At 67.5% G+C, this 19,683-nt stretch carries 18 protein-coding genes; 9 read left to right on the top strand and 9 right to left on the bottom strand.

The genetic code is table 11. The features are described from left to right. Window positions 1-44: 44 nt before the first annotated feature. Complete coding sequence (locus DB30_RS18235) at window positions 45-647, top strand: hypothetical protein (RefSeq protein ID WP_146659460.1); 603 nt, start codon at window positions 45-47, stop codon at window positions 645-647. Between the two features lie 146 nt (window positions 648-793). On the opposite strand, the gene DB30_RS18230 is transcribed toward DB30_RS18235, so the two are convergent. Beyond that, on the bottom strand, window positions 794-1,051 hold the full coding sequence (locus DB30_RS18230; RefSeq protein ID WP_052550657.1) for a hypothetical protein: 258 nt from the start codon (window positions 1,049-1,051) through the stop codon (window positions 794-796). A gap of 161 nt (window positions 1,052-1,212) precedes the next feature. Here DB30_RS18230 and DB30_RS18225 point away from each other — a divergent pair, with 161 nt between their 5' ends. Next, on the top strand, window positions 1,213-1,377 hold the full coding sequence (locus DB30_RS18225) for a hypothetical protein (protein ID WP_153258357.1): 165 nt from the start codon (window positions 1,213-1,215) through the stop codon (window positions 1,375-1,377). Between the two features lie 77 nt (window positions 1,378-1,454). Here DB30_RS18225 and DB30_RS18220 read toward each other — a convergent pair whose 3' ends face one another. Then, a complete protein-coding gene (locus tag DB30_RS18220) occupies window positions 1,455-2,783 on the bottom strand; it encodes a hypothetical protein (protein WP_052550655.1) in 1,329 nt (442 codons plus the stop codon). A gap of 953 nt (window positions 2,784-3,736) precedes the next feature. Between DB30_RS18220 and DB30_RS18215 the strand changes: the two genes are divergently transcribed. Continuing rightward, window positions 3,737-3,925, top strand: coding sequence for a hypothetical protein (locus DB30_RS18215; RefSeq protein WP_052550653.1), 189 nt, complete (start codon window positions 3,737-3,739; stop codon window positions 3,923-3,925). Between the two features lie 156 nt (window positions 3,926-4,081). Continuing rightward, window positions 4,082-5,638, top strand: a complete 1,557-nt coding sequence (locus tag DB30_RS18210; RefSeq protein ID WP_052550651.1) for an FG-GAP-like repeat-containing protein — start codon at window positions 4,082-4,084, stop codon at window positions 5,636-5,638. A gap of 122 nt (window positions 5,639-5,760) precedes the next feature. Here the strand turns inward: DB30_RS18210 and DB30_RS18205 are convergent, their stop codons facing one another. After that, a complete protein-coding gene (locus tag DB30_RS18205; protein ID WP_052550649.1) occupies window positions 5,761-6,405 on the bottom strand; it encodes an RNA polymerase sigma factor in 645 nt (214 codons plus the stop codon). A 371-nt stretch (window positions 6,406-6,776) separates the two neighbouring features. On the opposite strand from DB30_RS18205, the gene DB30_RS18200 reads away from it, so the two are divergent. Together DB30_RS18200 and pip (DB30_RS18195) are read left to right on the top strand one after the other, a co-directional pair. After that, a complete protein-coding gene (locus DB30_RS18200) occupies window positions 6,777-7,265 on the top strand; it encodes a VOC family protein (RefSeq protein ID WP_052550734.1) in 489 nt (162 codons plus the stop codon). Further along, window positions 7,262-8,233, top strand: coding sequence for a prolyl aminopeptidase (gene pip / locus DB30_RS18195; RefSeq protein WP_052550647.1), 972 nt, complete (start codon window positions 7,262-7,264; stop codon window positions 8,231-8,233). The genes DB30_RS18200 and pip (DB30_RS18195) overlap by 4 nt, the downstream gene beginning before the upstream one ends. On the opposite strand, the gene DB30_RS18190 is transcribed toward pip (DB30_RS18195), so the two are convergent. Further along, window positions 8,222-8,884: a hypothetical protein gene (locus tag DB30_RS18190; RefSeq protein WP_205633018.1), complete on the bottom strand. Its 663-nt coding sequence runs from the start codon at window positions 8,882-8,884 to the stop codon at window positions 8,222-8,224. The two genes, pip (DB30_RS18195) and DB30_RS18190, sit on opposite strands and share 12 nt — an antisense overlap. Before the next feature lie 486 nt (window positions 8,885-9,370). On the opposite strand from DB30_RS18190, the gene pip (DB30_RS18185) reads away from it, so the two are divergent. Next, window positions 9,371-10,330 (top strand): prolyl aminopeptidase, encoded by a 960-nt coding sequence (pip, locus tag DB30_RS18185; RefSeq protein WP_052550732.1) that lies wholly within the window; start codon window positions 9,371-9,373, stop codon window positions 10,328-10,330. A gap of 12 nt (window positions 10,331-10,342) precedes the next feature. Further along, window positions 10,343-11,155: a lysophospholipid acyltransferase family protein gene (locus DB30_RS18180; RefSeq protein ID WP_146659451.1), complete on the top strand. Its 813-nt coding sequence runs from the start codon at window positions 10,343-10,345 to the stop codon at window positions 11,153-11,155. A gap of 107 nt (window positions 11,156-11,262) precedes the next feature. Here DB30_RS18180 and DB30_RS18175 read toward each other — a convergent pair whose 3' ends face one another. The 5 genes from DB30_RS18175 to DB30_RS18155 all read right to left on the bottom strand — a co-directional run bounded on the left by DB30_RS18175 (window position 11,263) and on the right by DB30_RS18155 (window position 18,214). Further along, window positions 11,263-11,772: a hypothetical protein gene (locus tag DB30_RS18175; RefSeq protein ID WP_146659449.1), complete on the bottom strand. Its 510-nt coding sequence runs from the start codon at window positions 11,770-11,772 to the stop codon at window positions 11,263-11,265. A 311-nt stretch (window positions 11,773-12,083) separates the two neighbouring features. Then, a complete protein-coding gene (locus DB30_RS18170) occupies window positions 12,084-15,167 on the bottom strand; it encodes an efflux RND transporter permease subunit (RefSeq protein WP_052550639.1) in 3,084 nt (1,027 codons plus the stop codon). Further along, window positions 15,164-16,369, bottom strand: coding sequence for an efflux RND transporter periplasmic adaptor subunit (locus DB30_RS18165; protein WP_052550637.1), 1,206 nt, complete (start codon window positions 16,367-16,369; stop codon window positions 15,164-15,166). The genes DB30_RS18170 and DB30_RS18165 overlap by 4 nt, the downstream gene beginning before the upstream one ends. A gap of 129 nt (window positions 16,370-16,498) precedes the next feature. Next, entirely contained in the window at window positions 16,499-17,110 is a 612-nt protein-coding gene (locus DB30_RS18160) for a class I SAM-dependent methyltransferase (RefSeq protein WP_052550635.1), read from the bottom strand. Between the two features lie 12 nt (window positions 17,111-17,122). Next, entirely contained in the window at window positions 17,123-18,214 is a 1,092-nt protein-coding gene (locus DB30_RS18155) for a glycosyltransferase family 2 protein (protein ID WP_052550632.1), read from the bottom strand. A 232-nt stretch (window positions 18,215-18,446) separates the two neighbouring features. Here DB30_RS18155 and DB30_RS18150 point away from each other — a divergent pair, with 232 nt between their 5' ends. Then, on the top strand, window positions 18,447-19,409 hold the full coding sequence (locus tag DB30_RS18150) for a calcium/sodium antiporter (RefSeq protein WP_052550630.1): 963 nt from the start codon (window positions 18,447-18,449) through the stop codon (window positions 19,407-19,409). Window positions 19,410-19,683: the final 274 nt, after the last annotated feature.

The raw sequence follows: 19,683 nt of genomic DNA, 5'->3' as shown, positions 1-19,683 counted from the left end.
TCGACACAGACGACGCAGACGAACAGACCACGCCTGCGGGTCGCGTGGCCAAGGCCGTGACCCCACCGCGCACCGGATCTACGGAGGCGCAACAATCGATCGCGCAAGTACGAGCGAGAGACGAGTGGATCGCACGGAAGAAGCAAATTCTGTCCGAACCCGCCCTGCGCGACCTGGTGGCGAGGCAGAACGACGGCTCGCGAGCAGACATCGCCGAGACGATCGGGGTCGAAGAGTGGTTCGACAACCTCGCGCCCGAGGTCAGCGCTCTCGTTGCGGGGTGCGAGACCTTCGTCGGCGAGGGCCAGGCTCCCGTGCGAATCACCGTCACTTTCATGGGAACGGAGCATTTGGGCGCGATCGTCGAAGAGATTCAAGTCGAGGGCTCCCCGGCCCAGCCCGATGAACTCACGCAGTGCCTGACCGAAAGCATGTACACCGCAGAGCTCACTGACGTGCCCGGGGTCTTCCGCCGGGACGCCGAGTTGACGCTGGGCGGCGTCGATGAGCTCCTCACCATGGGCTGGCTCGATCCCGAGGTCGCAGAGGCGATCCGCCAACAGATGCTGGACGGCGGCCTCGATCCAGACACAGATCCCGCCGTCGTCATCGTGGACGTAGAGCCTGAGTCGACGCCGAGCCCTTGAACACCGCGACGACCCAACCAAGGCTGTGTCGACGCACCGCTCGGTGCGTGCTCGCAGCTGGCGATTCACCTTCACGGGTGAGCCGGATCGGTCGCGGGACGACACGAATGGACACGACTGCGCGCGCTGCGCCATCGGTGGCTCGTTTAGTCGTCGTCATGTAGTTCTCCGCCTGGACCGTGGACGCACCCCGTCTCCTCGTCAACCGGGAACCACTTGCTCCCGATGTCGTAGTAGGCCTTCTTCAGTCGGTCATAGACCCCGCTTTCCAACCAGTTCCTAATGTCACAGGCCGAAGCGTAGTTCGTCGGTTGGTGCAAGAACGCGTTCATTTCTTCGAGTAGCAGATACACATCCCAGGCGTCCTGTTCCTCGATGCTCTTCAGTTTCGGCTTTTCGCTCATCGGTTCATCCTCAACAAATGTTGGGTCTCGTCTCGCCAGGTCCAAGTCTCCCCTAAAAACGAACCGCGGCGAGCCAGCGCGTCGCCAATGGCCGGGCCAGCGTCGACGAGGCGCTCGACGAGGCGCTCGCGGAGATCGCCGAGCGAAACCCGGGACACAGGGTGGAAGGCTTCGCGGCGTTCGCCCAGGACGTGCGCGAGTTCGAGGTGCCGCCAGAGCTGATGGAAGCCGGCGCCCTCTCACTGGCCATGCACGTCGAGCTCATTCAAGGCAGCGACAAGCCGTGGGCGACGCTGATGTTGATGTCCGCGTACGTGCAAGAGTGAGTAGCCCCGGTGCCCGAGCTAAAATCGCTTCGCTGGCACATACTTCCGGCGTCGACTGCTCGCGCGAAGGGCCCGCGTCACAGATCGAAGTATTGCAGCCAGCGCGCCTTGGTCGCCCCGTTCGAGGCGTCTCCGTTTGCATAGCTAAAGCCGAGGGTCAGCGCGCGCCCGTCGACTCGCCGGGTCGCTACGATCAGGCTACCGCATGTCTCGACGCGGTGGGCCCACTCGACCTCTCCGTCGATATCGATCGCCCAGACGATCGGCTGCTGGGGGCAGCTCGACGCGGGGTAGGCGTGACCTCCGGCGATCAGGTAGCCGCCCTCGGCACGCGCGGCGTGGCCCCACGCGGTGTCGACCAGCCAATCGTTGGGCCGCGGCTCGTTCGCGAAGTCGTAGCGGTGGTGGACGCGGGTCCACAGCACGCTGGCGTCCTCGAGCGAGCGTCGCTGGAGCGAGAGGCCGAGCTGCTGGTCGTCGAGCTCGCCGCCATCATGGACGCCGCCGAGCAGGAAACCACCGTATTCGTCGACGACGCGAAAGCTGTGGGGCTCCTCGAGCACCCAGCGCAAGCTGCCATCTTCGGCGAGGGACTCGAACAGGCCCGAGTGCCCCCACAGCAGGCCACCGCCGGGCGTTGGGTAAAGGCTGACAGCGAAGACGCCGCTGGTGCCGTCCCCGAGCGTGACGCGGGGACTCTCGAAGGTGCGCAGGACCGGGCCAGCCTCGGCGAAGCTCGACATTCGCTGCAGCGCGTAGACCTCGCCGTCGTCGTCGTAGCTCTCCCGCGTGATCACCCACAGCCCGCCGTCTTCGGGCCACGCCGCTGACATCGTCCTCGGCTCATCCGCGGGCCACGTGACGCGCTCGAGCAGCTCGCCAGTGCTCGGCTCGATCCGCGAGAGGTAGTCCTGCTCATCGTCGTAGCCCCAGACCCACAGCTCGGTCCCGGTCGCGGTCGAGACCACGTTGGGCTGGCGATAGCGTAGATCGTCGCGGAGCCAGCGGACCTTCTCGGCTTGGTCGTCGAGCCACACGAGCGAGTCCTTCGCCACCTCGACCCCGAGCCTCTCGCTCCACAGCGACTCGCGACCGTAGGGCAAGAGCAGCAATCCTCCCTGCGGGTGGGGTTGGATCCACTGAAAACCGTTGGGGATCTCGATCACCTCGCTCGCGGCGCGGGTCTTGACCCCGTGACCCCAGCCGCTCGCACACTCGACCTCGAACTCGGCCAGCGGCAGCGCGATGAGCCCGGCGAAGTCGAGCTGCCACCCGATTGCATCGTCCTCACACTCGACCTCGTGGATCTGCACGGTGTCTTGCTCACAGCCGGCAGCCCCAGCGAGGGCGAGCCACGCGGCGATGAGTGTCGGCAGGCAGCTCGAACCTCTGAAATCCTCGCGCATGACTTCACCCTACTTACTGCGGGTTCGAATTGATAGCGGCGACTCTCGCACCGCGGTGATCGCTTCCAGCGCGAGCACGAGCGCGGGGGCGTCGAGGGTGCGTGCGACCGCGAGCACGGCAGGCGGGACAAGAAAACTCAATGAATTCTGTGGGTTATTAACCCGTCGGAGGGGCTTCGCTGCCCCTTTTGACTAACTCAGGATCCGTGCCCGATCTGCTCGCGCAGGAGCAGCCGGCCCTGGCGTCATATGATCTGCCCCCGCTGCCGCGGTGCGATGCCCTTGGTCAAGATAGCCAACAAGCCCGACGACATCGCGCGGGTGCTCGCGGACCCGACTCAGCCCGGGCCCACTTCGTCTGCCGAGCCACACGCCTAAAATGAGCGGCGCGACGTTCGCGCCACCCCCGGACCCCATCGCATGTCCTTCCATGGTGCCGATGCTGATCCCGGTGGCCACGAGTATCGTGTTTGGGTTGGCCGCGAGCACGCTGTTGGTGTTGGTGGTGCTGCCGGCTGCGTACGTGCTGCTCGACGACCTCGGGTGGGTCTGAACTGGCCACTGCGACGGGCTGCAAGAGCGGTAATCAGCTAGAATTCATGACCCCAGGCACATCTGGGGTCGCTCCTGCCGTTGTCGACTCGGCCTCGCAGTATACCGGAGTCCGATTTGCTGTGAATCGGGCGTGCCTCTGCAGCGGCTGGGGGCAGGCTCGATGCCGCAGTGCGCCGCTTGCTAGCAGGCGTTGGTGCGATCGCATGAATTGTTGCAAGCTTGGGAGTCCAGGGTCATCGCCTGGCCGTCGAGCTTGGAACCCCCGCCCTTGGTCTTGTGCGACTTGTTGAACGCCTCCCTGCAAACGACGATAGCCTCCTTGCCCCAAATCTTGCGGGCGTCATGGGGTACGGACGCAATCAACGATTCTCGCGGACAAAAGGCCACGTCGGGTCGTCGTGTTGGTCACGTTGATCAGCGGGCGCATCGTCCCGGCGTTCACGGCCTCGGGGTTCGAGCAATCGGGCACGAAGCTCGAGGTCGTCACGCATCCGCGCGTGGGCATCTTCGCCGTCGTCGCGGTCGATCCGCGAATAGCAGGCTTGTGCAGGAGCCTCGGCGACCGACCATTGAGCGTGGGCCTGTGACTCACGCCCATGAACATGCGATGTTCACGCGGCAATTTGTGCGCCTGCGTACTTGATCTATGCCATGTATCGGGCCCGCGCGCTGCTCCATACCCAGCGGAGAATCCTCTCAAACGCGCGTTGATCCAATTGGGGCGCGCTCGAGACTGTGAACCCGTGATTACTACAATTGCCACCACGCTCATCTTCAGTTCGCTCCCCAACATCCCGGCATACGACGCGGAAGGCTACGCGATCGGAAAGGAGGGCGATCGCTTCGGCTTCCAGATCAGCAGCGGAGATCTGGACGGGGACGGCGACCTCGACCTCGTCGTGACCGCGCCGCAGCAAGCCCACGGTAACCGAGTCTACGTGTTTTACGGTCCGATCGACCTGGCCAACGCGCCCGTGCTCGAGGCTGGGATGGCCGACGTGACGATCGAGGGGCCGGCGGCGGCCGAGACGGGCTGGTCGGTCGCGGTCGGTGATCTCGGCGGCGACGGGGTCGACGATCTGATCGTCGCCTCGCCGAGTCTGTCGAATGGTCGCGGGCAGGTCCACGTATTCGACGGCCCACTCCCGCAGCAGAGCACGCTCGGCATCGGCAGCGCCGACCACACCATCACCGGCGGCGCGAGCAATGACTACCTCGGCTGGTCGCTGAGCGTCGGCGACTACGACGGCGACGGCATTGCCGAGCTCGGAGCTGGGGCTTGCGACGTCGGAGCGGGCCTGTACGAGGGCATCGGTGAAGCCTACGTGTTCGACTTCGACGGCGTCCAGTCGCCGACGAGCGTGACCGATGCGACCGCGATCTTCAAGGGTACGGGCCGCAGCGGTTGCTCGCTGGGCACCGCCGACTTCAACGGCGACGACTTCGACGAGCTCCTGATCGGCTCGTACGGCGACGCGATCAACGGCGGGCGCAACTGGGGCGGCTCGGTTGCGATCGTCTACGGTCGCGCGCAGTTCGACGCCGTGTACAGCTTGCGTGACGGCGACTACGAGGACCAGGACATTGCGTTGATCGTGGCCGAGGCCGTCGGAAATAATTTCGGCTTCGACATTGCGAGCGACGATCTCAACCTCGACGGATACGAGGACTTGATCGTCGGCGCGCCCGCGCGCGAGTGCCAAGCCGCCTGCTCGAACTGGGACCGCCGCGGTCGCACCTACGTGGTCCTCGGCGGCAAGGATCAGGGGATCGGCGCCGATCGGATCCTCGCGGGTATCAGCCGCGCGAGCGACGTCGCCGACACCATCTACGAGAGCTCGACGATCACCGATCAGCTCGGCCGCTCAGTCGCCGCGGGCGGCTTCGCGGGGGAGCTCTACAACCGCATCAATCACCCGATCCTCGCCCAGGGTGTATACGGGCCGGCGATCCTGATCGGCAGCGGCAACAATGAAGCGTGGGCGCTGGCCTACGACGCGGGGGTGTGGCTCGAGCTGCCGGCGCAGTTCGACTGCTGGTGGGATGACGACCTCGGGAGCTTCACCTGCGCGATGCAAGAGGACCCCAAGGATCCCCGCCAGCGCCGCGTCGATGTCGGCGCGCTGGGCATCGGCGGCCACCGCTTCTACGGCGACGTCGGCCAGGCGTTCGGCCTCGAGGTCCACGCCGGTGACTTTGATGGCGACGGTGGCAGCGACTTCGTGTTTGGTGCGACCCACCAGCTCGAGTACGAGAGTCCTGCGGGCGACGGCGAGGCGTTCATCTTCCAAGGTCACTGAGCACGACCGAGCGCCTTGTCTCTCGTGCTGCCCGGGTCGGCCAACGTGGGCGGATGAGACATCCGATGCGGGGTCGCAGAATGCGTGAGCATCGCGCCTCCCCGCGAGCCCTCCCAATGCGACTAGTCGCGTCGCTCGAGCCCCAGCTCGGCGACTTGATTCGCAACTTCCCCAGCCCAAGTCTCGAGCCCCTGCATCACCGAAGCCAGCTCCTCCCCCGTGCGGGTCAGCTCGTTGAGCTCGGCCTCGAGCAGGGCCTTCGCCTTGCGAATCCGACCGCGCACTGTGCCCTCGGGGATCTCGAACACAACCGCGAGCTCGCGGGCCTTGAGCCGCTCCCAAAAGTACAGCTCGAGGATCATCTGCGCGTCGATCGGGATGCGCTGCAGCGCGGTGACCAGCAGCTTTTGCTCGCGGGCCTGGGCGAAGGCGGTGCTGACACCCACCCCGAGATCCGCGATCGAGCTGTCGCCGATCTGTGCCTCGCGGGTGCGCTTGCGCTTGCGCTCCCACGCCCACTGGCGCAGCACATTGCGGGCGATCGCCAGCAGCCACGTCTTGACGGCCGCGTCGCCGCGAAACCGGCCGATGCCCTCGAGCGCGCCCGTGAAGGTGCGCTGGACCAGATCCTCGACCTCGACTTGGTGGCCAACCTTGGTCGCAAAGAACATGTAGAGCGATCGGAAGTGACGCGTGAGCAGCTTGCCGCCAGCGTCGCGGTCGCCCTCGCGCCAGGCCGCGAGCAGCTCGATGTCATTCGTTGCCACGCGAACAGCTTATCGCGCCTTGGTGCCCTGCGTGGCAATTCGCGTGGACCCCCGTCCGGGTTTGGCAGCGCGTTCAGTTTGGCACCGTTCGGCTGCAGCTGGGCGTGGAGATCGTTTTCAGCGCGGGCGAGAGCTTCTCGCCCGCTTGCGGACGCTCTCGTAGACTGTTTCACCGAGGGCAGCGAACTGTTTTCAGCTCGGGCGAGGGCTTCTCGCCCGCTTGCAGGCGGCGTTCGTAGACTGTTTCACCGAGGGCAGCGAACTGTTTTCAGCTCGGGCGAGGGCTTCTCGCCCGCTTGCAGGCGGCGTTCGTAGACTGTTTCACCAAGGGCAGCGAACTCATGCGCGCTTTGGCGCTATGCTCCGCGGCGATGCCTCACCCTCGCCCGTTCCGTGTGCTCGGCCTTCAGCAAGTTGCGATCGGTGGTCGCGACAAGTCAGCTCTGTGCGAGCTGTGGATCGGCCTGCTCGGGGTCCAGCAGGTGGGCAGCCATCGCAGCGAGGCGGAGAACGTGGACGAGGACATCCTTCGCCTCGGCGCGGGCTCGGGCGCCGTCGAGATCGACCTGATGCAGCCGCTCGATCCCGGGGGCCGGCCAAAGGTGTCCGAGCCCGCGCTCAACCATATTGGTCTGTGGGTCGACGATCTCCCCGCCGCGGTCGAGTGGTTGAAGCAGCAGGGCGTGCGCTTCGCTCCGGGTGGGATCCGCAAGGGCGCGTCCGGCCACGATGTCTGCTTCATCCATCCCAAGCCCACCGACGAGCACCCGCGCTCGGGGGAGGGCGTGCTGATCGAGCTGGTCCAGGCCCCCGCCGAGCTGGCGACCCACTTGGCCACCGAGGGGAGCGAGCGAGCATGAGCACCCTGCACGGTCGGCGCGAGCTGTACCCCGACATCCACCCGCACGCGAGCGGCCACCTGCGGGTCTCGAACACTCACGAGGTCTACTGGGAGGTCTCGGGCAACCCAGCCGGCAAGCCCGTGGTGTTCGTGCACGGTGGCCCTGGGGGCGGGACCTCGCCGGCGCAGCGGCGCTTCTTCGATCCGGCGGCGTACCGGATCGTGCTGTTCGATCAACGCGGCTGCGGCCAGAGCACGCCCCACGCCAACCTCGAGGACAACACCACCTGGCACCTCGTCGCCGACATGGAGGCGCTGCGCGAGCTGCTGGGGATCGAGCGCTGGCAAGTGTTCGGCGGCTCGTGGGGCAGCACGCTCGCGCTGGCCTACGCCCAGCGCCACCCCGAGCGGGTCACCGAGCTGGTCCTGCGCGGGATCTTCATGCTGCGCCGCAAGGAGCTGCTGTGGTTCTACCAGTCGGGCGCGAGCGAGGTGTTTCCCGACGCGTGGGAGGCCTACCTCGCGCCGATCCCCGTCGACGAGCGCGGCGACATGATGAGCGCCTACTACCGACGGTTGACCAGCTCCGACCCCGAGGTCCGGCAGATCGCCGCGAAGGCGTGGAGCGTGTGGGAGGCCAGCACCAGCTTCTTGCTGCCGAGGCCCGCCTACACGGATCACGCCAGCGAAGACGCGTTCGCCCTCGCGTTCGCGCGGATCGAGTGCCACTACTTTGTCAATCGCGGGTTCTTCGAGGTCGACGCCCAGCTGCTGCGCGACATCGATCGGATCCGGCATATCCCCGGCGTGATCGTGCAGGGCCGCTACGACGTGGTGTGCCCGATGGTGTCGGCCTGGGACTTGTCGCGGGTCTGGCCGCAAGCCCAGCTCGAGATCGTCGAGGACGCCGGCCACTCGTCCTACGAGCCGGGCACGGTCGACCGTCTGGTGCGCGCGACCGATCGGTTTCGGGACTCAGCCGGTTAGCTTGTCGCGCTTCGTGTTCGAGGCCGCGCCCGGAAACGCGTCGCCGCAGTCGAGCCAGGGGCTGACCCAGCGCGGCGTGGTCCACGGCGGCGCGGGCGGGGTCGAGGGCTGTTGAGTCGGCGCGACGCTCAGCCCCGTCGAGGGCTGCTGGCGAAGCTCGTGAAACAGCTCCCACAGGTCTTCAAAGCGCTGGCGCAGCAGCGGGTGCAGGTAGTCGGGGATCCCAAGCTGCAACATCTCGACGACGAGGTCGGGTTCGAACGCGAGCACCATCGGGGGCAGCCACGGGCGCAAGCGCGACAGCAACGAGTGAAACAGCGTGGCAGACTCGAGCAGCACGGTCGCCTCGGAGTCGATCACTGGCAGCAATTCCGACTCGCGGCAAAGATTGCGCAGCAGCCCAGAGAGCGCGATGCGAACACCCGGGTCCACGCGCGGGCTGGTCGTGAGCCGCTCGACCCAGCGCAGCTTGGCGGCGAGCTCGTGGACCACCCGCAGCTGGATACCGGCGACATAGCGGGCCTCGTGCCCGATCGAGGTGAGCTTCTCGTAGGCGAGCAGCTCGAGCGCGATCGGGCTAATCACGCTCACATGCTCGGTCAACGCGCGGTGCTCGCGATCGAGGTCGAGCGCTCGGATTCGGTCGATCACTGCGTCGATCATGACCTGGTCCACATAGCACCCGTCATGCGTTTCGAGCCGCCGTCGCGCTTGCCTGGGGATCAGATTTTTTTGAGCTTCGATGCGACCCAAGACGCCACACGCGGACGCTGACGGTCAGATGCGGCGTGGTCGCGGCGGCCCGCCGGCTGGTGCCGTGTTCGCGAGCTCGATGCGTGCTCGCATCGGTCGCCCCCGCAGGCGTGGGTACACCCGCGATCTCAGGCGCTCGCACAGGCCGCTCGCTGCCAACTTGCATCCGAGTCCACCGCCAGCGATGACGCCGCACGAGACCGCCGACGACCTGACCGACGGTCCAGCAAATCGACTGCCACACCCCTGTTGTTGCAGCCTGACCCAGATCGCAGCGTGCCTGCAGTCCAGGCCCGCGCGAGGCGAGGGGGTGCGCCAACGCGCCGCGCGGGTGTGCGCAGGCCTCGCACGGCGCTAGACGACGCCGCCCTCGTCTGCCAAGCTCTGCCCGTGCCGCAGCCCCGCTCCCTGTATCCTGCGATCACCCCGTACGAGAGCGGCTTTCTCCGGGTGTCGCCGATCCACGAGCTGTACTGGGAGCAGTCCGGCAACCCCAAGGGCAAGCCCGTCGTGTTCTTGCACGGCGGTCCTGGCGGTGGCACCGATCCCAAGCACCGGCGCTTCTTTGATCCGCAGCGCTACCGGGTGGTGCTGATCGACCAGCGCGGCTGCGGTCGCTCGCGCCCGCACGCGTCGCTGGATGACAACACCACGTGGGCGCTCGTAGAAGACATCGAGCGGGTTCGTGAGCACGTGGGCATTGATCGCTGGCAGGTGTTTGGCGGCTCGTGGGGCAGCACCCTCGCGCTGGCCTACGCGCAGACCCACCCACAGCGAACCACCGAGCTGGTCCTGCGCGGCATCTTCACCTTCACCGACGCCGAGATGGCGTGGTTCTACGGCGGTGGCACGGCGACCTTGTTCCCCGACGCGTGGGCGGACTTCCTGGCCCCAATCCCCAAAGCCGAGCGCGGTGATCTGCTGACGGCGTATCACAAGCGCCTGACCGGCGAGGATCCAGTCGAGCGCTCGCGCTGCGCGACGGCCTGGAGCCTGTATGAGTGTCGGGTCGCGACCTTGCTGCCGGATCCCGAGGTCGAGGCCCACTGCGAAGACCCCGGGTTCACCCTGCCGTTCGCGCGGATCGAGTGTCACTACTTCGTCAACGGTGGGTTCTTGCAGCACGATCGCCAGCTGCTGGACGCCTGCGATCGTATTGCCCACATTCCGACATCGATTGTGCACGGTCGCTATGACGTGATCTGCCCGGTGCGCAATGCTTGGCAGCTGCATCAACGGTTGCCGGCGTCGGAGCTGACGATCGTGCCAGATGCTGGGCACTCGGCGTTCGAGCCGGGGATTGTCTCGGCGCTGGTTGACGCGACAGATCGCTACGCGGGCTGAACGTCCTACCCGATGGGCGCCCCGCCACAGCCCCGAGCACCCTCGCGTCGCGTCAAATTGTTCTCGGCGTGGTTTTGGCTGTACCTCGTCGCAAGCCTCACGGTGTTCTGGTTCGCGGTCGTGATCCCGTGGTTGGTGATCACCCCCTTCGATCGCCGCCGCCGATTTTCGCATTGGTACGCCTACACCTGGGCCAACCACCTCCACGCCGTGTCGCCGTTTTGGACGATCGTCGTCGAGCACGCCGAGCGCATGCGCGCAGATCAGGCCTACGTCCTGGTGTGCAATCACCAGTCCAGCGGCGACATCCTCACGATGTTCTCGCTGCGCAAGCAGTTCCGGTGGGTCGCCAAGCGCGGGCTGTTTGCGCTGCCGTTCTTGGGCTGGATGATGGCGATGGCCGGCTACGTCGGGATCAAGCGGGGCGACAAGCGCAGCCGCGAGCGGATGATGGCGAAGTGTCGGCGGCAGCTCGAGCTTGGCAACACGATCGCCATGTTCCCCGAGGGGACCCGCTCGACGACCCGGCACATGCGACCGTTCAAGCGCGGCGCGTTCGTGCTCGCGTGCGAGTCCAACAAGCCGGTGTTGCCTGTGATCATGGTTGGCACCCACGAGACGCTGCCCCGCGATAGCTGGGTGTTCACGCTCGAGCGCAAGATCTACCCGGTGCTGCGGGTGCTCGAGCCGATCGAGCCGGCCGCGCACGACCACGATCCCGAGCGCCTCGCGGACGCGGTGTGCGAGCGGATGACCGCCGCGATCGAGCAGCTGCGCGCCGAGATCGAGGCCCGCGGCGGGCTCGAGGTTCGGCCGCCGCAGTGAAGGAGCGTGCGGGCGCGCTCGAGGGTCAGTCGAGGCACGTTGTGGTGCCCTTCGACTGACCCCAATTGCCGACGCGTGGTGGCGCCAGGATTCGGGCTTGGCGAGGCTCAGACCCGCGGCGGCGCGACGCTAAGCCCACCGTGGCGCGGGCGGAGCGGCGCGGCGACGGGCGGTGGCCCGGTGCGGATCCACTCGATTCCATCGTCTTCGGTCAAGAAGCTCCCGCCGCAGGTCGGCGCGTGGAAGCTGATCAAGTGCTGCAGTCGCGCCGCGTGGATCAAGTCGGGGCCGACGATTGTGCAGATTCGCAGCCCGCGTTGCTCGAATTCGGCGAGCAGCAGCCCGGCGGCCTGGGCAGCGGCGCCGCTGAGCCGCTGGGCGTCGCGCAGATCGATCAAGATCGGGCGCAAGCGGTGGGTGGTCGCAATGCTGCGAATGGTGCGAAGCAGGTGGGCCCACGTCCGCACGGGATCATCGACCTCGCGCCGCAGCGCGACGTGCCAGCTGTCAGCCTCACCTTCGACCAGGCGCCAGCCGGGCCCGCGGGCCATCATCTGCGTGCGCCGAGCGAGCGGCCGCGCGCGGATCGGTGCGGACACGGGGCGTGAGCGAGCCATGACTGGGCTGTACATGCCCATGTATGTCCCACGTCCACCGCCGCGGAAGTAAGCCTGTGTGGGCTCGGGAGCGCGTGAGCGGGGCGGCCGACGTCGCGGTGGGGTCTCGGGCTGATCGTCCCGACCTGTGACTGGGGCCTATTCGGTCGATCGGGATTTGTGGTGATGTGACCCCGGCGTCGAGCGGGGAAATGCTGGCAAGACGATCGGCCGCGTGGTCTTTGGTTCGGGGTGAATTCTACACAGCTGCGGTTGCGAGCGGGGGCCACCTGCGAGGCTGGCCGCCGCGCTCACACGCGCCCGCGGGAGATCTAGTCGCGTCGGTTCGGCTCGCGATGCACGAGCGTATAGACCGCCGGGATCAGCACCAGCGTGAGCAGGGTCGAGGCCGCCAGCCCGCCGAGGACCGCCCGTGCCATCGGGGCCTGGGCGTCCGCGCCCTCACCGATCCCCAAGCCCAAGGGCAGCAGCGCGAGCACGGTCGTCGCCGTGGTCATCAAGATCGGCCGCAGCCGGCGGTGCCCGGCCTCGCGCGCGGCCGCGAGGCGATCGAGCCCATCCTCGGCCTGGAGTCGGCGGGCCTGATCCACGAGCAAGATCGCGTTGTTGACCACGATCCCCCCGAGCATGATGCAGCCGATGTAGCTCTGGACGTTGAGCGTGGTGTTGGTCGCGGCGAGGACCCCAAGCACGCCGATCGCCGCGACCGGAACCGAGAGCATGACGATCAGGGGGTCGCGCAGCGACTCGTACTGGGCCGCGAGGACCATGTAGACCAGCAGCAGCGCGAGCACGAGCGAGACCAAGAGCTCGGCGAACGCCTCTTGCTGCTCCTCGAAGCTGCCGGCCACGCGAAAGTCGTAGCCGAGCGGGCGCGGGATCGTGGCGAGCGCGGTCTCGACGTCGGCGGCGACCGAGCCGAGATCGCGGCCGGCGACGTTGGCGGTGACCTTGACGATGCGCTGCTGATCCTTGCGCTCGATTACGATCGGCCCGCGGCCGGCCTCGCTGGTCACGAGGTTGCGCAGCGCGACCTCTTCGCCGCTGTCGGTTCGGATCGTCAGCTCGAGGATCTCGGACAGCGGGAGGTGCTCGGCGTCGGCGAGCTGGAGCAGGATCCGGTAGGAGTAGCCGCGGATCCGGTACTCGCCGGCCTGGGCCCCGGCGACGGCGGTCTCGAGCGCGACGGCGACGTCGCGGGGGCTGACACCCAAGCTCGCGGCCTTGGCCCGGTCGACCTCGATCGTCGCTTGCGGGACCCCGGCCTCGCGGCTGACGTCGACGTCGGTGATCCCCGGGATGTCGACGATCACCTCGGCCGCGCGCTTGGCGAGGCGGTCGAGGGTCTCGAGCTCGAACCCGCGGACCTCGATCGTCAGTCCTTCCTCGCCGCCAAGGATCCGCTCGAGCAAGAACTGCCCTTGCGGCGCGCGGGTGCGGACCTCCATGCCGGGGATCTTGCCGACGAGCTCCTCGCGGAGGCTGTCGGCGATCTCGGTGTTCGAGCGATCGCGCTCGGAGGCCGGGCTCAGGGTCAGCCGGATCTCCCCGCGGAACGCTTCTTCCGGGTTGCGCCCGCCGGCGCCAACGCTGACGACCGAAGACAGGGTCTCGGGCACGGCCGGGTAGACGTGGGACTCGAGCAGGCGGGTCTGGCGATCAATGAGGTCGAGCTTGGAGCCGATCGGCAGCTCGCCGCTGACCCGGACCTCGCCCTCGTCGCTGGCCGGAAGGAACTCGGTCCCGATCGTGGGCAGCAGCAGCAAGCTGGCCCCGAGCGCGATCGCGGCGAACAGGATCGTCGCGGTGCGCTGACGCAGGGCGCTGTCGAGCAAGCTGGCGTAGCGGGCGTCGAGCGCGGCGAAGGCCCGATCGGCGCGGGCGACCAAGCGGGTGATCCAGATCGCGCGCTCGCTGGGGTCGCGGCGGCGCAGGAGCTTGGCGGCGAGCATGGGAACCAGGCTCAGCGAGACCAGCAGCGAGCACATCAGGCTGAACGCGATCACGATCGCTAGATCCGCGAACAAGACCCCGGAGACGCCGCCGACGAAGGCCAGGGGCAGGAAGATGACCAGGGTCGTGACCGTGCTCGCGACGATCGCGGGCCCGACCTCGGCGGTTCCGGCGACCGCGGCGGCGCGGATGTCCTCGCCGAGCTGGTCGCGGCGACGAAAGATGTTCTCGAGCACGACGATCGAGTTGTCGACCATCATCCCGACCCCGAGCGCGAGCCCGCCGAGGGTCATGAGGTTCAAGGTCAGGCCGACGAAGTAGACAAGCGCGAAGGTTGCGATCAGCGAGACCGGGATCGCCACGGCGATCACCGCGGTGCTCCGCAGGTTACGCAGGAAGAACAGCAGCACGACGACCGCCAGGATCCCGCCATAGAGGACCGACTGGGCCACGTTGGAGATCGAGCGCTCGATGAAGTTGCCCTGGTTGATGACCGGGACGACCTGGATCTGCGGGAAGTCGCGGTTGATGGCCACGACCTCTTCGAGGACCCGCTGCGCGACCTCGACGGTGTTGGCGTCGGACTGCTTGCGGATCGCCAGGCGGAGCCCGCGGGCGCCGTTGACTCGGGCGAGGCGCTCGAGCTTTTCGTAGGTGTCGCGGACCTCGGCGATCTGGCGCAGCTCGATCGCCGCGCCGTTGCGCACCCCGACGACGGTCGCGCGGATCTGCTCGAGATCACGAAACTGCGCGGGCGCCCGCACCGAGATCGCTTCTTGGCCCTGCTCGATCTTTCCAGCTGGGAGATCGAGGTTGGCGTCGAGCAGAGCCTGACGAATCTCGTCGAGCGGGATCCCGATCGCCCGGAGCTTGGCGGGGTCGAGCTCGACCCGGACCTCACGCTTGAACTCGCCCCAGGGATCGACCTGGGCGACGCCGGGGATCTGCGAGAAGCGGTGGCGCAGCTGCTCGTCGACCAAGGTCGTGAGCTCGACGGGATCGAGCTCGCTGGAGATACCCAGGATCACGACCGGGAAGCTGCCGACGTCGAATTTGCTGACCCGCGGGCGGATGATGTCGTCGGGCAGCTCGTTGATCTCGTCTTCGAGCTTGGCGTTGACGTCGATCGCGGCCATGTCGACGTCGACGCCCCAGCCGAAGTTGACCGTGACGCTGGAGTCGCCCTCGGACGAGGTGGACTCGAGGCGCTCGACCCCGGGCACGGTCGCAACGATCTCCTCGATGATCGTTGTGACCCGCTGCTCCATGACCTCGGGGCTCGCGCCCTCATACTCGGTTCGGATCGTGACGGTCGGGAGCTCGATCTCTGGGAGCAGGTCGATCTGCAGGCGCCCGAGCGCGACCCCCCCAAGGACCACGACGATCAACGTCAGCATCATCGTGAGCACCGGGCGCTCGACGCTGACCTTGGCGATCTTCAACTCGAGGCTCCTCCGGCCGGGACCCGGCGCTCTGGGATCACGATCGCGGCGCCGTCGACCAGCTGCTGCTGCCCGAGCGTGACCACCTGGCCCGAGATCGCGGCCCCATCCTTGGCCTCGACCGCGACGTGCTCGCCCTCGCGGACCCCGACCTCGACCGCGCGCATGCGGACGGTCTCGCCGCTGGCGTCGACCTCGAACACGATCTGCTCGCCGCCGCGCTCGACCAGCGCCGCGGCTGGGACGATCGTGGCCTCGTCGAGGCGCTCGAGCACCGCGCGCGCGCGCACGAACATGCCAGGCTTGAGGCGGCCGTCGGTGTTGGGCACCCGCATCTCGATCCTGGCCTGGCGCGACTCGGACCGAAACACTGGCGCGATGCGAGCGATGGCGCCTTCGAACTCGACCCCGGGGTAGGCGTCGGTCCGCAGCGTGATCGGCATGTTGATGGCGAGCTCGGCGTAGTCGGCCTCGGTCACGTGGACGACCACGATCACCGGATCGAGATCGACGATCCGCAGCAGCGGCTCGTTGGCCCCGAGCATCGCGCCCTCGTCAGTGTAGCGAGCCGCCACCAGGCGGGTGTCGCCGGGCTCGGCCGCGCTCCACGACGCGCGGATCTCCGTGTAGTCGCGGCGGATCTTGGCGGCTTCGAGCGCGGCCCGGGCCCGGGTGACCTCGGCGCGCGCGACCTCGAGCTCGGCCTCGGCCTTGGCCTTGTCCGAGCGGGCGAGATCCATGTCCTGCTCCGAGTTGATGTCGCGCCCGCGCAGGCCCTCGATACGTTGGAAGCTGCGCCGGGTGACCTCGACGACCTTGTCGGCCGCGCGGACTCGGGCCTGGGCCACGGTGAGGTTGGCCTGAGCCTGGGCGACGGCCTGATTGAGCTCGCTGTCGTCCAAGGTTGCGACGAGCTGCCCGTGCGTGACCGTGTCGCCGAGGTCGACCGCGATGTGCTCGATCTGGCCGCCGACCTTGGGCGCGACGGTGAACTCGGCCGCGGCCTCGAGCGTGCCCGTGAACTCGCGCCGCCGCTCGATCGGTCCGCGCTTGGTCGCCGCGACCTCGACCGGGACCGGGCCTGACTGCGCGGCCGAGCTGGGGTCCGCGCTAGGGAACACCCACACGCGAAGCGCGACGCCGCCAGCGATCAGCGCCGCTACGACCGCGGCGATGCCCGCCCATGTCTTGCCGCTGCTCATGGATCAGGTCCAGGGTAGCAGCTGTGTCGGTGGCGTCGCCATGTCGGCGCCGATTGTCGTCGCCTTGATCGCTCACGCGGTGGCCGCCGGGCGCGGGCCGTGGGCCGTGGGCCGTGGACGCGGTGCCTGCTAGCGCGAGCGCGCGAGCGCCATTGTCCAGGGGAACACCTGCGGCATCGTGATGATGTCGAAGCGCGAGCCGATGAAGCGCGAGAAGCCCTTGCGGCCCCAGTGGTTGACGTGGTCCGGATCGTTGCCCAGCCGCGTGATGTTCTTGCCACGCATGAGGTTGAGCCCGCGAAACGCTGGCTCCCACGGCACGCTGAGCAGCAGCCAGCCGTTGCTGAGCTGGTCGAGGATCGGCAGCATCTGCTCGGGCTCGGGGATGTGCTCGAGGACCTCGAGCATCACGACCATGTCGAACCGGCGGCCGTCAGCGGCGAGCTCGCGCGCGTCGCGGTGCTCGATCGTCGCGCGCTCGCCAAGCCGCTGCTGGGCGATCTTCACCGCGCGGCTGTCGAGCTCGACGCCGGTCAGCTCGGCGTTGATGTTGGCGTCTGCGAGGGCGCTGAGCACGTAGCCCTCGCCGCAGCCGAGCTCGAGGATCGTTGACGGCTGGGCACGGCGGATCAGCTTGATCGCCTGCGCGTGAAAGTTGTCGATCAGCGCGCGCTGGATCGGGTTGCGGCTCTCGTGCTTGCGCTGGTTCGAGCTGCGTTCGTCGAGCTGGGGCGAGGACATGGTGGGCTCTCTTCAGTCGCCCGCGGGTTCGGGGCGGATGATCGGGATGTCGCTGCGGGTCGCGGCGGCGGGATCGGGGCGCGGCGCGTCTTCGCTGGTGATGATCTCGGCGCTGCGGGTACCCGAGCTCAGGCCGGCGGGCGCGGTCTGTGGGCGACGCACAGACTCGCGGATCGAGTAGATCTCGCGGGGCGCGACGGTGGTGCGGACCAACAGCTCGCCAAGCAGGCCAAAGCACACGAACTGCAGGCCCATGATCGTCAGCAAAACACCCAGGGTCAGCAGCGGCCGGGTGCCGATCGGCTGGCCGATCGACCACAGGACGGTCAGGTAGATCAGCAAGCCAACCCCGGCGCCGCTGAGCGCCATGCCGGGGACCCCAAAGAAGTGCAGCGGCCGGGTGCGGTACTTGGTGACCAGCAGCACCGTGAGCAGATCCAGGATCCCGTCGAAGAAGCGCTTGACGCCAAACTTGCTGACGCCGTGCTTGCGCGCCCGATGGTTGACGACCAGCTGCTCGATGCGAAAGCCCTTCGAGCCAGCGAGCACCGGCAAGAACCGGTGAAAGCCGCCGTACACCGACAGCTCGCGGATGCACTCGATCCGGTAGGCCTTGAACCCGCAGTTGAAGTCTTGCAGCGGGATCCCGCTGAGCCGACGGACGATGAAGTTGAACACCTTCGAGGGGAAGGTCTTGCCGATCGGATCGTTGCGGCGCTTCTTCCAGCCCGAGACCAGATCGGCGCCCGCGTCGATCCGCTCGACGAACTCGCCGATCATCGAAGGGTCGTCCTGCAAGTCGGCGTCGAGGGTCAGCACGACGTCGCCCTGCACGCGCTCGAACGCGGCGGCGAGCGCCGGTGACTTGCCGAAGTTGCGGCGGAAGTGGATGACGTGAACGTTGGGGTCGCGGGTTGCGAGCTCGTCGAGCTTGCGATCCGAGCCGTCGCGGCTGCCGTCGTTGACGAACACGATCTCGTGACCGCGGCCGATCCGATCGCACGAAGCCGTGATGCCCTGGTAGAGCTCTTCGAGCGAGTCGACCTCGTCGAACACCGGGACGACCACGGAGATCCCCGGTCGCGCTGCGACGCTGTCGCTCATCGGCCGGTGGATAACACGTCAGGCCAGACTTGGAAGCAGCTCGCGCGAGCAGGGGTCTCGCGCGCCGCAGGGCCGTGTGCAGCCCAAGGTGGGGTCGAAGGGTGGGGCGGTGCGTAAGCTCTCAGGTGATCCGAAGCCCGAATCGCGGGCGCGAACGCCACTACACGCGATCGCGGCTGGCGAGCGCGCGGCTCGGGGATCGCGTGCGAGACATCGCGTATGCTGACGGTCCGTGGATCTCGTCCTTGCCGGAGTTGTGGTGGTCGTTGGGCTCGCGGGCCTGGTGTTGGGCGCGGACCGCTTCGTGTTCGGCGCCTCCAGCCTCGCGCGTCGGCTGGGCGTGTCGCCGCTGTTGGTCGGGATGGTGATCGTCGGGTTTGGGACCTCGGCGCCCGAGATGCTGGTCTCGGCGGTGGCTTCGATCGAAGGCAGCGGCGGCATCGCGCTTGGCAACGTGGTGGGCAGCAACATCACCAACATCGCGCTGGTGCTTGGGGTCAGCGCGCTGATCAAGCCGATCACCTTGCACCGAGACATCGTGCGTCGCGAGCTGCCCGTCGTCATCGGGATCACGGCGTTGGGGGCGTTGCTGTTGATCGATGGCGAGCTGACGGCGCGCGACGGTGGGGTGCTGATCGTGCTGCTGATCCTGTTCTTGCTTCGCTCGGTCCGCAGCAGCCGCGAGGCCGCAGAGACGGAGGACGAAGACAAGCCGCCGGTGGTTGGCTACGGCCGGGCGTCGCTGTGGTTGGGGATCGGCCTTGCGCTGCTGATGGCTTCTTCGCAGGGCGTGGTCTGGGGCGCCTCGAAGATCGCCACTTGGCTCGGGGTCAGCGATCTGATCATCGGTCTGACGATCGTCGCGATTGGCACGAGCCTGCCCGAGCTCGCGGCCACGGCCGCTGCGGCGTTTCGCGGCGAGCACGAAATGGCGATCGGCAACGTGCTGGGGTCGAACGTGTTCAACCTGCTGGCGGTGCTGCCGTTCCCCGCGCTGCTGGATCCGGGCGCGCTCGAGCCTGGGCTGTTGGAGCGCGACTACGCCGTGATGGGCGGGCTGACCTTGTTGTTGCTGGTCTTCTCGATTGGCTACGGCAAGCAGGGCCGCATCAACCGGATCGAGGGCGGGGTACTGGTGTTGGCCTACGCCGGCTACCTGACGATGCTCGTGCTGTCCGCGATGGGACAGGTGTGATTTTTCGCCGCGAGAGCGCCAATCAGTTTGCATGGACGTCGCCTCGGTGAGCGGGTGCGGGGTTCGATGTGCTGATGGGGCAGCGCGCACGACCCGTGAGGGTCGCTCCGGGCACGGAGGGCTCAAGACGCTACTTTGCGTTGTCATGGATCGCTGTCGGCGAGGGCGGGCTGTGGCTTCGGTGGTGCACTCGCAACGCCCTCTTATTGTGCCCGGAGCGACCCTCACGGGTCTTCTGTGCGCTTCTCGTCGTTCGAGACGGCGGCTACGCGCT

The sequence above is a fragment of the Enhygromyxa salina genome (assembly GCF_000737335.2).
GTDB lineage: Bacteria > Myxococcota_A > Polyangia > Nannocystales > Nannocystaceae > Plesiocystis > Plesiocystis salina_C.
Note: the sequence above shows the minus strand (reverse complement) of the source record. Positions and strands in the feature narration are given on the sequence as shown.